At 32.8% G+C, this 13,145-nt stretch carries 15 protein-coding genes; 6 read left to right on the top strand and 9 right to left on the bottom strand.

Annotated elements, in window-relative coordinates; all coding sequences use genetic code 11:
- Positions 1–320 precede the first annotated feature (320 nt).
- From megL to AN960_RS18955, 4 genes are all read right to left on the bottom strand, one after another.
- Entirely contained in the window at positions 321–1,517 is a 1,197-nt protein-coding gene (gene megL, locus AN960_RS18965) for a methionine gamma-lyase (protein WP_056474842.1), read from the bottom strand.
- Positions 1,518–1,979: 462 nt separating this feature from the next.
- A complete protein-coding gene (locus AN960_RS25175) occupies positions 1,980–2,111 on the bottom strand; it encodes a hypothetical protein (protein WP_268875886.1) in 132 nt (43 codons plus the stop codon).
- 547 nt (positions 2,112–2,658) lie between these two features.
- Positions 2,659–3,327, bottom strand: a complete 669-nt coding sequence (locus tag AN960_RS18960; RefSeq protein WP_056474841.1) for a response regulator transcription factor — start codon at positions 3,325–3,327, stop codon at positions 2,659–2,661.
- A 21-nt stretch (positions 3,328–3,348) separates the two neighbouring features.
- Positions 3,349–4,488 (bottom strand): sensor histidine kinase, encoded by a 1,140-nt coding sequence (locus tag AN960_RS18955; protein WP_056474840.1) that lies wholly within the window; start codon positions 4,486–4,488, stop codon positions 3,349–3,351.
- Between the two features lie 183 nt (positions 4,489–4,671).
- Between AN960_RS18955 and AN960_RS18950 the strand changes: the two genes are divergently transcribed.
- Positions 4,672–5,217: a CcdC protein domain-containing protein gene (locus AN960_RS18950; protein ID WP_056474836.1), complete on the top strand. Its 546-nt coding sequence runs from the start codon at positions 4,672–4,674 to the stop codon at positions 5,215–5,217.
- Positions 5,218–5,305: 88 nt separating this feature from the next.
- Here AN960_RS18950 and AN960_RS18945 read toward each other — a convergent pair whose 3' ends face one another.
- Entirely contained in the window at positions 5,306–6,004 is a 699-nt protein-coding gene (locus AN960_RS18945; RefSeq protein ID WP_056475625.1) for an aspartate/glutamate racemase family protein, read from the bottom strand.
- Between the two features lie 150 nt (positions 6,005–6,154).
- Between AN960_RS18945 and AN960_RS18940 the strand changes: the two genes are divergently transcribed.
- The gene (locus AN960_RS18940) at positions 6,155–6,697 is read left to right on the top strand and encodes a hypothetical protein (protein WP_056474833.1); all 543 of its coding nucleotides are present in this window, start codon (positions 6,155–6,157) and stop codon (positions 6,695–6,697) included.
- A gap of 28 nt (positions 6,698–6,725) precedes the next feature.
- Here the strand turns inward: AN960_RS18940 and AN960_RS18935 are convergent, their stop codons facing one another.
- Both AN960_RS18935 and AN960_RS18930 read right to left on the bottom strand, forming a co-directional pair.
- Entirely contained in the window at positions 6,726–7,094 is a 369-nt protein-coding gene (locus tag AN960_RS18935; RefSeq protein ID WP_056474830.1) for a DUF4180 domain-containing protein, read from the bottom strand.
- A 308-nt stretch (positions 7,095–7,402) separates the two neighbouring features.
- Complete coding sequence (locus tag AN960_RS18930) at positions 7,403–7,795, bottom strand: spore coat protein (protein ID WP_056474827.1); 393 nt, start codon at positions 7,793–7,795, stop codon at positions 7,403–7,405.
- A 270-nt stretch (positions 7,796–8,065) separates the two neighbouring features.
- On the opposite strand from AN960_RS18930, the gene AN960_RS18925 reads away from it, so the two are divergent.
- The 3 genes from AN960_RS18925 to AN960_RS18915 all read left to right on the top strand — a co-directional run bounded on the left by AN960_RS18925 (position 8,066) and on the right by AN960_RS18915 (position 10,298).
- Entirely contained in the window at positions 8,066–8,701 is a 636-nt protein-coding gene (locus AN960_RS18925; protein ID WP_056474824.1) for a pentapeptide repeat-containing protein, read from the top strand.
- A gap of 74 nt (positions 8,702–8,775) precedes the next feature.
- Positions 8,776–9,660: an RCC1 domain-containing protein gene (locus AN960_RS18920; RefSeq protein WP_056475623.1), complete on the top strand. Its 885-nt coding sequence runs from the start codon at positions 8,776–8,778 to the stop codon at positions 9,658–9,660.
- A gap of 119 nt (positions 9,661–9,779) precedes the next feature.
- The gene (locus tag AN960_RS18915; RefSeq protein ID WP_056474821.1) at positions 9,780–10,298 is read left to right on the top strand and encodes a cysteine hydrolase family protein; all 519 of its coding nucleotides are present in this window, start codon (positions 9,780–9,782) and stop codon (positions 10,296–10,298) included.
- A 141-nt stretch (positions 10,299–10,439) separates the two neighbouring features.
- Here AN960_RS18915 and manA read toward each other — a convergent pair whose 3' ends face one another.
- Both manA and AN960_RS18905 read right to left on the bottom strand, forming a co-directional pair.
- Positions 10,440–11,384: a mannose-6-phosphate isomerase, class I gene (gene manA, locus AN960_RS18910; protein ID WP_056474819.1), complete on the bottom strand. Its 945-nt coding sequence runs from the start codon at positions 11,382–11,384 to the stop codon at positions 10,440–10,442.
- A 23-nt stretch (positions 11,385–11,407) separates the two neighbouring features.
- Positions 11,408–12,280 (bottom strand): ROK family protein, encoded by an 873-nt coding sequence (locus AN960_RS18905; protein ID WP_056474818.1) that lies wholly within the window; start codon positions 12,278–12,280, stop codon positions 11,408–11,410.
- 410 nt (positions 12,281–12,690) lie between these two features.
- On the opposite strand from AN960_RS18905, the gene AN960_RS24610 reads away from it, so the two are divergent.
- A complete protein-coding gene (locus AN960_RS24610; protein ID WP_156339729.1) occupies positions 12,691–12,894 on the top strand; it encodes a hypothetical protein in 204 nt (67 codons plus the stop codon).
- The last annotated feature ends 251 nt before the right edge of the window (positions 12,895–13,145 follow it).

Here is a 13,145-nt window from a genome sequence, read left to right as displayed (position 1 = left end):
AAGCAGTCAATTTAGCCAAAAAATCAAAGCAAACATACAATTTCATATCGACATTGTTATATAATTATTACGATTTTGACTAGATATACCCCCTATTTATGTCAATAATCATAAAAATCTTCCTTTTGCAAGACTGCTCGTCCTATAAAGTTTTTTAACTAATGAAATTGACGTTTCGATGTGTAATATTTGTTTCTTAAAATGTAGTATCAAATTTATGGGGGTTAATGATATTGTTAATTATCCATTTAAATTTTAGAGCTAAAATAAAAAGTACTTTCTAAGAAAAAATTAGAAAGTACTTTTTTATCAAATCAAGATTAACATACTGTATTGCTATTAGATTTAAGTAAAGCTTGTTGTAAGTCAGCTACAATATCTTCCCATGCTTCTAACCCGACTGACATGCGTAGCATATTTTCTGTTATGCCCATTTTTTCTCGTAACTCTTTTGGAACGACTGCATGTGTCATCGTCGCTGGATGCTGAACTAATGTTTCTGTATCCCCTAGACTTACCGCTATTTTTATCATGTCTAAATGGTTAATAAATTCCTGAGTTTCTTCCTTTGTCCCGTCAAATGTAAATGCGAAGACTCCCCCACCTTTTTTCATTTGCTTACTAGCAATAAAATAATTTTGATTTTTAAAGTCTCCAGGGTAGAATACTTCCTTTATCATTGGATGCGATTGTAAAAATGAAACGACCTTTTTTGCATTTTCACATTGACGGTCCATTCGAACTGCTAATGTCTTTAATCCTCGAAGCAACAGCCATGCATCAAATGGTGACATAATCGCACCTATGTCTTTTCGGATAGGGGTCATTCGATCAGCTAGCTCTTTTGTTTTACAAACAACAATTCCTGCAACTACATCACCATGACCACTAATATATTTCGTTGCACTATGTAGCACAATGTCACAGCCTAGTGTTAATGGCTTTTGTAAATAAGGTGAGCAAAAAGTATTATCAACTACTACTGTAATATTATTATTTTTCGCAACTTCGACAACCATTTCAATATCAATGACTTTCATTGTAGGGTTGATCGGTGTTTCAATAAATATAACTTTCGTGTTTTCTTGGATTAAGTTATGGATTTCTTCTTCAGTATCCATTTCACAAAAGTTATGTTCAATTCCAAATTTACTCTCCAACATTTCTAAAAATCCATACGTACATCCGTATATGCCTTTTGAACATAAAATATGATCGCCAGTGCTAATTAACGAGAAAATTGTAGCAGATACAGCAGCCATTCCAGAGCCAAATGCTAACGCTACCTCTCCTTCTTCTAACGCAGCCATTCGTTCTTCCAAAATTTGAACGGTTGGATTTCCTAATCTTGAGTAAATAAAATCATCTTTCTCTCCGGCAAAGGACTGTTCTCCATGTTGTGCAGTTGGAAATGTATAGGTAGACGTATGAAATAATGGAGGAGTTAAACTCCCGTGATACTCACTAGTTTTGTAGCCTTCGTGAATCAACTTTGTATCAAACTGATTTTTCTTCATTTCTAATTAGCCTCCTTAATTAAGTGCGTATTGATCAAACGTTAATTAAAGCAAAAACCTAAAATGAAAGCCCTTACAAATTGTTCACTTAGACTACTTCTATATATAGGAAAGCAATACCTTTCAATAGATCATACTATAGGTAAAATTACATGCTCTTAATCCAATATAAGACTTAAATTAAAAATGAAAGTAGCAAAATACTCTCTCTTGCATTGGTTCTTACTATTTATTCACTAAATTTTCTACCTAACTTTTTTCCTATTGCTTTTCCGTTCGCTTTTATCAATTTTTTATAACCAAAGCTTAAAACATCAGTCATTTATATTCCGAAATAATCAAACTGCAATCAAAAAAAATCATCCTCTTTGACTAGGTTTATTCTAAATTAATTGAAAATGAAAAAAAGCACCTTCTAAAAATTTAGAAAGTACTTTTTTATTTTCAAATTATCTGATTTTGTTAATCTTCTAACCACTTCAGAATTTCATCAATTCCAATCGCTTCTTCAACTTCTGGAAACTTCTTAATAAAATTTAAATCGGTATCATTTGGGATCAATTCATCAAATTCGTTTGGGTCATGGACGCTCATTGAATACACCTCTTTAGTAAATTTTATTTAATTTCTGTATTGTTAACAAACATACTTAATAAAATACATATCCAATTTTTTATGAAGAAGTACTTCGATTAACTGAATTAATTAATAATAATAATAGTTCGTAGTTTTTTTTTATTTTCCTCTTTTTTTATCATAAAAAATCTTGTACAAAATAGGTCATCGACTAGAACAAACTCTTCCTTTCTACCATTTAATATTATATCTATTTAATTAGATGTATTTTATGATCACATTTATTACCGAGTCTATATAAAGAAGATCTTCTACAACATTTTATTACTGAGTATAAAGTCATCCCAATAATTTCTTCTAGCCCTAAATTTAATCTAAAATTAGCACAATTCAATTCGAAACATCTTTCCTAAACTACCCTTTCCACTTTTTCCTCCGAATTGATTTTAAAAGTAATACAAGCCATTATGAAAAATTTCATTTATGTAGATTTCGGTCCAAATAAAGTAGGTGTTATTTCAGATAGAAATAACATCTACTTTTTATTTACTTTCCTAAATCCTTCTTACTTCACCATTCCATTCCTAAGCGCCGTTACGACTACTTGTGTTCGATCTTCACAACCAAATTTTTGTAATATACGATGGACATGTGATTTAACAGTACCTTCTGTTATAAATAATTTCTTACCGATTTGATCATTTCGAAGTCCATAGGCCATTTCCTGGAGGATTTCTTGTTCACGATCCGTTAGTTTTTCGATTAGCATTGATTCTCCTTTTTTACCTGGGACTGAAAATCCAGAAACAATCGCTCTAGAAAGTGCATTTGCTGCAAGAGTTGTTTTAAAAATAGCTTCACCTCGATAGGCTGAGCGAATCGCATCAAGCATTTCCTCAACTTCAGCATCCTTTAATAAAAATCCTATTGCTCCCGATCGAATTCCTTGGTAAATATATTCTTGATCATCAAATGTAGTTAAAATAACAATTTTCGTCGTAGGTAATTGTTTCATTATTTCTTTTGTAGCATCAATACCCGAAAGACAAGGCATTTGTATATCCATCAATATGACATCTGGGCGTTTTTCTTTTGCTAACTTGATTGCTTCTATTCCGTCAGATGCCTCACCAATTAAGTTCATATCATCTTGTAGATTGATTACATAACTAAAGCCTTGCCTAATCATCGTTTGGTCATCAACTAGTAAGACCTTTATTTTTTCATATGACATATTTTCTCACTCTTCCCTTCGTCACAAAGGTATTTTTGCAACAATTTCAAAGCCATGTGGAAAAATAACTGAATAGGAAAGACTACCATTCATTTTCTCTAGTCTTTCTCTCATTGATTTTAATCCAAATCCTTCACTAATTTTTTGAGCATCTTCTAAATCCCCATTATCCCTAATAGTCATATTGATGCCTTTAGATTCCTTTCGCAGTACAACATCTAATTTTGTAGCTTGAGAATGCCGTATAACATTTGTAATTGATTCTTGTAAAATTCTAAACAGTATTTTGTATACCTCGACATCTAATTCAACATCACCTATCTCCGCTATGAAGGAATATTGAATAGAAGATGAGGATTCCATATGTGTCAGTAAAGTTTCTAATGTGCCAATTGCAGATTGAGGAAGATCATCGGCAAGTGAATGAACCGATTTACGTATATCATCTAAACCTTTTCGAGCAACTACTAACATATCCTTTAAACTTTGTTCGGCTTGATTTGGATCTTTTTTTATCATATATTGTACAGCTTGCATTTGAACGATAATGGAAGTTAAACTATGTCCCACAGCATCATGAATATCCCTGGCAATTCGATTTCTCTCTTCTAAAATTCCATTTTGCATAACAGTAGAAGACGCTTCTTGTAGCTGACTATATGCTTTTTCTAAATTAACGACATGTTGTTTATTCAATGCATACATTTCATTTCGCTGCATTCTACTTCGAATATTTAAATAAATAATAATTGAGATTAAAATATAGGTTAAAACGTTTAATAAATCTTGGTGTCCGAATCGCGTATAGATTAAAGCAATGACGATCATAACGATTATGGATGTAATCGGAGTCCTCGATAAAGATGACCTGATAATCGTTACATGAAACATAAAAGCTAAAAAATACAAAACATTTATTTCTTTAAACAAAATTAATCCGACCAATGCTTCAATCACCATAATACTAAACGCAATAACTAAATTTGCATTCGACCATTTATCTTTAGGTATCAATAAAATACAAGTTAAAGTAACCCAAATCGTTAAATAAAGTGCCGTTTTAAGAGGTGGTCCACTAAATAATTTCCCTGTGCTCATGAAAATTAAAATAATAGTGGCACCTATAATTGGTCTTAATAAGAAGACATTGTTCTTATTCAAAATAAACTTACTCCTCTCATTTACCTTTTAAAAGATTCACTCTTAATTTTAATCAATATTCTTCCTGTTTTCCTCTATCTCTAGTTATAGACTTTATGAATGAATTTCTATCAAATAGAAGTCGATTCAAAATAAATAAAAGAATATCATATGAACATACAATACAAATTAAGGAGAAAAACAATGAATCAACAATATATTTTTATCGGAATCATTATTTTACTTTTAGTTTATCGCATCTTTAAAAGAATCCGTCGAAATATCGGATGGCAGCAATTGAATAAGAAGAGAATGCGTATAAGTACAGTTATCTTCTTTTTAATTGGCGCATTAATACTATTTCAAGGTGGTATAAAACCAATTATTTTAACATCAGATGTGATTGGTATTTTAATTGGCATTGGGCTTGCTTATTTCGCTACAATTAAAACAAATTATGAAAATAGAAATGGAGCATGGTTCTATCATACAAATATTTGGATTAGCGGTACTGTTACTCTACTATTCTTCGGTCGCTTGGTTTATCGAATTTATGATATTTATTCAATTGAAAAACTAAATGGATTACAAAATGATGATTTAACTAACAAATTACAAAGTATGGCTTCTGGATGGTCTGCTGGGCTAATGCTAATCATGTTTGCTTATTATATTGTCTTCAATTTATTCATGATTCGGAAAGAGAAAACACTTGCTCAAACAAACAACGATTTCCCTATTGAAGGTTAATTACTATACTCCCCGCTTTAATTAGTACAGTGTTTGTAAAATATAAAAACCCACAAGGAAATATTTAATACCTTGTGGGTTTCTTTTATTATTTAATACCTAAAGCAAAATCTACAGCACTTTCAGCATGAATTCTTGTCGTATCAAAGACAGGAATACTGCAATTTTCCTGAGAGATTAACATCGTTATTTCAGTACAACCGAGAATAACAGCTTCAGCTCCTTGTCCAATTAAATGATCGATTATGTTCAAATAAACTTGCTTAGATTCCTCTTTCACAATTCCAAGACAAAGTTCCTCATAAATAATATTATGTACAAGTTTTCTTTCATCTTCATTTGGGACAATAACATCTAAACCAAACTGTTCAATTAATCTTCCTTTATAAAAATCATGCTCCATTGTGAATGCAGTCCCTAACAAGGCAACTTTTTTAATTCCACTATTTACAATTTCTTTAGCAGTTGCATCAGCAATATGTAATAAAGGAATTTTGACCGATTCTTCAACTTCTTTTGCCATCTTATGCATTGTATTCGTACAAATTACAAGACATTCTGCTCCACAACTCTCCAGCTTTTTAGCAACTTCAATCATAATTTTCGTTAACTCATCCCATCGATCCTCAAACTGGAGCGTTTTAATTTCTTGAAAATCGACTGAATACAGTAAGCTTTTTGCGGAATGATGACCGCCAAGCTTTTCTTTCACGCGTTCGTTCATAATTTGATAATACAGTAATGAAGACTCCCAACTCATACCACCAATCAGCCCAATTGTTTTCATCATCATTCAACTCCAATATCTATAAATTTTTTACTCATTTGTTCATCAAAAAAATCATGACCTATTATTATCTCTTAGTTTAACAAGGAAATTTAAATAGAACTATAGAATATTTTAAGCACAATAAATATGTAGTAGGAGTGAACACAAATGCATATTGAAAATGAAAAAATATACCCTAATTGTCCATTTATTACTAGAGTAGTAGATGTTGGTGGACTTACGAAATCTCAATTAATCGAGAAATTACAACAATCCTCTATCTCGATGAATGAATATGGTGAGATGCTATTAAAAGATGATCACTTTCCTGTATCAAATACAAAGTACAGCCTTCAAACGGTTGAACTAACGGTTGGCGATCTTGGATTTTTAGAAGGGGCAACAACACCTCAAATTTATAAAAAAGCAAAGGAACTGAATTTGGAATTGTGCCCTCTTGAGCTAGGACCTTACATAAGACTATCATATTTAGATCAACCAGAAGGTTTTATAGGGAATTCTGTAAAGCAACATCAAGCTCCATCCGGTTCAATTACAATTGCATCTGAGGCATTATCTGAAGATGAAGATTTTCCGAAAGGTTTTTACATTAGACGGATTAATGGTGTACTATGGCTTCGCGGATATCGTGCGGATCATCTCCACGTTTGGAATAACGATGATCATTTTATCTTTTGTCAAAAGGAGTGATTATTTTATCTTTTGTCAAAAGGAGTGATTATTTTGCATTAGATAATTTATCAATTGCTTCTTGTTCTGATGAAACAAAAAATACATTATTCCCTTTATTACACTCATAAATGAAATCTTTTAGAGCCTTACTTGTATAACTAGAAAAGTCACCTATAATCGCAAACTTAATATTGTAGTTAACGAACTTTTGAAGCACCGCACCAGCAAGTTTCGTACTAAGATTGAAAAAATCTTCTGAAATCGCCTCTTTGTTAAGTGCTATACGATTACTTTTATGATCATAACTTATTGTCATAATCAGATCTAAAGCACTTTGTTCATCAATAAGTATTACTGAATCTGCATTGGCGATTGCAATTAGTTGTCCGTTTACTTCAGTTGTTGTAATATCCATCTACCTTACCCCTTATTAAAATTTTTATTATTTCTACTATTTTAAAACAAAGAGTATATAGCGTGAAGCGATACTTTTGTTTTATTTTTAATAATTAATGATAGATGAACACTAAAATACCATCTATTTTTGTCGGATTGATAAAAATAGATGGTATTAAAATCAAAATCAGGTTAACTTTCTTTGAAGACGGAAGACTACCATTAACTTCAAAAAAAGTCATCAACCCTAGCAAAAAATCTTTTAATAAATTATTTGAATATGAGGTTAGGACTTAATACGCTTGTCCTTTTCTTCTCCAAATTTTATTAGCCGAGTTTTGCTACTACTTGTGCTAATAATGCAATTGCAGCTTGAATGACAGCTTCAAATTGCAGTTCAGTTTGTGTGACTACAATTCCATCTGCTTTTTCAATGAAAACAGATTGTGATTGTAATTGAAGGTTTTCTAAGGACTGAGCAACTTTTTGAAGTTGACTAATTCTTGGATCATCACCAAAAATAAGAATTACAGCTTCAATTGCAGCACTTAGAGAAAGTTGTACTAAAACTAAAGCTTGAGCTTCAGTCTGAGCAACTGTAATGTTGTGTGCATCACGAATTACTAATCTTTGAATCTCTGCTTGTGCATTCTCTAATCTATTAAAAGATCCTTGTCTTTGATTTACACTAGCATTTGCAACTGGACGAATTGAATGCATAAAATCACCTCCTGATATTTTAATATAATTTATTCAAAATAATAGAAGTAGATTGGACAAGTATCCTAATATAAATATGGAAGTTTTAATAGATTTAGATTAATAGCTTTTCAAAATCGAAATGATACTCTCTTCTTAAATTACAGAGAAAAAAACAAGCGGTTTTGGACACAGACTAAAAAAAATTAAAAGTCTTTTTTTAAAACTCAAAGTTCTTTATAGTAATGAGTAGCAAATCTAATGAATTTTTATTTAAAGAGAGGAATCACTATGAAAATCGATACACCTACTATCCCCAAAGAATTAATAGCTAGAAATTTTTATGACATTTTTTATGAAGAGGACCCAGAATTAGGAATGTGTGAGATCTCTGGCTCTGTTTTTGAAAATGAAGTTGTAGATCGAGTATATTTATATAAAGCGGTAATCAAGAATTGTAAATTCACGAATTCAGATTTTAAAAATATCAGTATGACTGATGTATATTTTGAAGACTGTGATTTATCAAATTGCAATATGAGAAATTCTTCCATCCACAAAGTTGTCTTTAAAAATTGTAAATTATTAGGCGCAAATTTTACGGAATCTAGCATTGGAAATGTACAGTTTGAAAATTCAGTTTTAAATTTGTCACTTTTCGGAGATTCAAAATTAGAAAAAGTAATTTTTCGTGACTCTGTTCTAAAAAGTACTGATTTTTATGATTGTAAATTCAAGAAAGTTGATTTTAATAGATGTGATATTGATGGAGCAAATTTCGAACAAACATCACTCAAAGGTATCGATATTAGTAGTTCTACTTTTAATGAATTAACAGTTTCAATTAGTAATTTAAACGGCTGTAAAGTTTCATCAAATCAAGCCATTCAATTTGCATCATTGATGGGGCTAAAGATTGTAGATTAGAAGTTATGATTAAATCTAAAGATTTTAGTCAGAATTACGATTTAAATCCTGTTAGTAATTGGAGTGATAAAAACATGGATCATACTTCCCCGAACGAAGCAGAGTTAAAAGTAAAAACATGGCCTAAAGCTCCTATAGCAGCTGGTTATCGTCATACCGTCGGGCTTAAATTAGATGGTACTGTTACAGCTGTAGGTGATGATCAATATGGCAAACTAGAAGTAAACGATTGGCGCGAAATTGTGGCGGTTGCAGCGGGTAACGCTCACACAGGTAATTCTCATACCATTGGGCTTAAATCAGACGGAACTGTTGTGGCTGTCGGATGGAATAAGCATGAACAATGCAATGTTAGTGGCTGGTTTGATATTGTGGCGATTGCGGCTGGTTGGCGTCGATCAGTCGGGCTTAAATCAGATGGCACGGTTATTGCTGTAGGTCGAAACAACGATGGTCAGTGCAATGTAAGTGATTGGCACAACATAGTGGCGATTGCGGCTGGTGATTGGCATACTGTCGGACTGAAACCGGATGGCACAGTTACAACTGTAGGTAACAATCGGTATGGTCAATGTAAAGTAACTGGCTGGCATGATATTGTGGCGGTTTCAGCGGGTTATCTTCATACCGTCGGGCTTAAATCGAACGGCACGGTTGTTGCTGTGGGATTGAATAAAGATGGTCAATGCGATGTAAGCGAATGGCAAGACATTGTAGCGATTTCGGCGGGTAGTAATCATACGATTGGACTAAAATCAGACGGCTCTGTTATTGGTACAGGTTTGAATAGGCATGACCAATGTAATGTAAGTGACTGGTTCGATATTGTAGCGATTTCGGCGGGTTGCACACATACTCTCGGACTTAAATCAGATGGCACGGTTGTTGCTGCAGGTAGTAATGAATTTGGCCAATGTGATGTAAGCAGTTGGCACGGTATCCAACTGTCCGGAAAATAGTTTATAATTACAACAAGCAGAAATTTTCTGAAAATACCCTTCTCCTCTACTGTTAATAATGATATATTTTCTACTATAAGGTGTAAAAAATATCCATTTTTCAAAGGGGAGATTTATAAATGAGAAATACAGCTCTTTTAGTAATTGATGTGCAGGCTTTTATGTTCTCCGAATCTAATCCCGTATATAACGGGGAAACGTTATTAAATAATCTAAACAAATTGATCGATAAAGCAAGGGCTACGAATACGCCAATATTTTATATACAACATTCCGAAGAAGGTTCTCCACTTGAATACGGTACACCTGGTTGGGAAATTCAGTCAGATATTGCTCCAATTGATGGAGATATCATTATACATAAAACAACACCAGACTCTTTTTTTAAGACGAGTTTAAAAGAAGAGCTGACAAAGCAGGAAATTAATCATTTAGTAATGGCGGGAATTCAAACAGAAATCTGTGTTGATACAACGACTAGAAACGCCTTTGGAAATGGCTATGAGGTTACACTTGTAACGGATGCTCATAGTACATGGAATTCAGATGAGCTTACGGCTGAGCAAATTATTAAGCACCATAATCAGACATTGCGCTGGTTAGCTAATCCTAAAACTACTAGTGAAGTTGAATTTTAAAAGGCAAAGGCAGGCAGCTATTAGGCTGCCTTTATTTTGTTAACAAACGCCCGCTTTCTTTTCTGCCTGCGGTACTCATTTACCTCACAAAGCAAGCGCTTGCATTCAGTCTGAAAACCTTCTGATGGAATGCCTTAATTCTTAAGTATGCGAAACAATTATTTCACAATCTCCATCTAAAACAAATTCCCCAAATCCAACAGGAATAATGAAGTTCGAGCCTTTTGATAAAGTATATTCTTCTCCGCTATGGATCAGTTTTCCTTTACCGTTTATTACACTTAAAAGTAAATATTGATCATTATAGGTTAAATAAGCTTTTCCAGTAACATCCCATTTATATACAGTGAAAAATTCCGAATCTACAAATGTATTAATCTTTATATTTTCTTTTTCTTCCGACTTTAATTCCACTTTTGTTTCTTGATGAGGAACTGTTGTTACATCGATTGCTTTATTTAAATGAAGCTCTCTTAAATTTCCTTCATGGTCTTTTCGATCATAATCGTATACCCGATAAGTTGTATCAGAGCTTTGTTGTGTTTCTAATACGAGAGTTCCTTCACATAATGCATGAATGGTTCCACTTGGGACATAGAAAAAATCACCTGGCTTAATCTTTACTCGGCGAAGTAAATCTGACCATTCACCTTCTTTAATTTGGCTAATTAGTTCTTCTTTTGTTTTGGCATTATGGCCAAATATCATATGTGCGTCTTCTTTACAGTCAAGAATATACCAGCATTCTGTTTTTCCGAGATCACCATTTTCATTAACTTTTGCATAAGAATCTTCAGGATGTACTTGAACAGATAAATCCATATTAGCATCTAATATTTTCGTTAATAGTGGGAAAACTTCTTCCTTTGGATGACCAAATAATTCCGGTTGCTTTTTCCATAATTCATTTAATGCAATACCTGCAAATGGGCCATTTTCAATAATTGACGCCCCATTAGGATGAGCTGAGATTGCCCAGCATTCACCTGTATTTTCATTTGGTATGTTATAGTTAAAATCTGATTTTAAAGCTGTCCCACCCCAAATTCGTTCTTTAAATACTGGTTTTAAAAATAAAGGTTGCATGCTAATTTCCTCCTATATGCTATTTAAACTAGTGCATTTTTATTTAATGCATTTTGGGCAAGCATGAGAGCACCAATAATTCCAGAGTTATTACCTAAACCAGGTGGTACAATATACTCATTCAACTCTGGTAAACTAACATAATCACAAACTAGCTCATTTAAATATTTGTAAACACTTTCAAAAACTTGCATTTGACTCATTACGCCTCCACCAAGAATGATTTTCTTAGGCGAAAGAATTAATATGTATTGCATAAGTGCTTGGGCAATGTAATATCCTTCTAAATCCCAAACCTCTTTTCGATTGATTAGATTTGAACCTATTTCCCCCCATCGCGCTTCAATTGCAGGTCCTGATGCTAAGCCTTCTAAGCAATCACGATGGTATGGACAGTTCCCTACAAACTCATCATTCGGATGACGTCTCACTAATATATGTCCCATTTCAGGGTGTGTGATGCCTTGAAGTAAATGACCATTTACGACAGCTCCAGCTCCTATACCTGTACCAATTGTTATATATAAACAGCTATCTAACCCTTTTGCTGCACCAAAGGTAGCTTCACCTAGGGCAGCAGCATTTACATCCGTATTAAAACCAATTGGAACAGAAAAATGCTGCTTTATAGCTTGTACAAAAGGAAAGCCTTGCCAAGCCATTTTAGGAGTTGATGTAATCGATCCGTAAGTAGAGCTCGCTTCGTTCACATCGATCGGCCCAAATGATCCAATACCAATTGCTTCTATGGGATAGTTCTTAAAAAATTCGATTACTTGTGAAATCGTTTCTTCTGGCACAGTTGTTGGAAATTGAATACGCTCAATTAAATTGCCATTTTCATCTCCTATTGCACAAACAAACTTTGTTCCACCTGCTTCGATTGCACCTAACATTCGCCATTACCTCCAATTAAAATAAACTAATTAAACCTTACATTATTTAAAGTAGTTAGAAGCTCGCCTTACTTTTTTTGTATATAGAAACATTTTTAAAGAAAATCATGCGATTAATTTCACATGATTTATTGGACGAAATATATTTTTTAATCCATATATATTTATGAAAGCTATATAAAAAGAAGACTCTTTTCATGTACAAAAAAAAGAAGCCCCTCTCTTGAGCGACTTCCTTTTTCGTAAATTTAAAATTAAACTCCAAACCCCTATTTAGCCGTTTTTTCCAATGCTAAATAAATCCATGGAATTGCATCATATTTTTATTAAAATCAAACACTTGTCCATATCATTTTGCTTGTCCAATCATAAGATATCGAGATTAAATTAAAGGAAAAGGTAGTGTTATAATGAGTTGCAATTGTAATAACGAAAGAAATAATAATAGAAATGACGAAAGAAATAATAATAGAAATAATAGAAGAAATAACGAGGTTACATTTAATGCGAAAATCACGGTTAATCAAGAAGAATTCTGTCGCGCAGTAGATCGTTGCGACAATGAAAGACGCGATAATAATGGTCGTCGTAGTGACAGATGGTGGAACTTGTAAGTTCAAAAAGTAGAAAGTTACGTAGTTAAATTTATCAAATTAAGAATCCCCTAAGAATGTCTAATTAGACATTCTTTTTTAATTCAAGGCTCTGTTAACTTAAAATGTTGATATTTGAAATAAAAAAGATGCTGTCTATTAGACAACTTTTTGGAACGCTTATGCAACTATAGTATGCTTTAGTTGCATAAGGTTTAGTTTTAAAACATTGAAAGCACTCAATGAATTGATGTGCTTTTATCATTTTAAAT

This window comes from Bacillus sp. FJAT-25509 (assembly GCF_001420605.1).
In the GTDB taxonomy this organism is placed as follows: Bacteria; Bacillota; Bacilli; order Bacillales; family Bacillaceae_G; genus Gottfriedia.
Note: the sequence above shows the minus strand (reverse complement) of the source record. Positions and strands in the feature narration are given on the sequence as shown.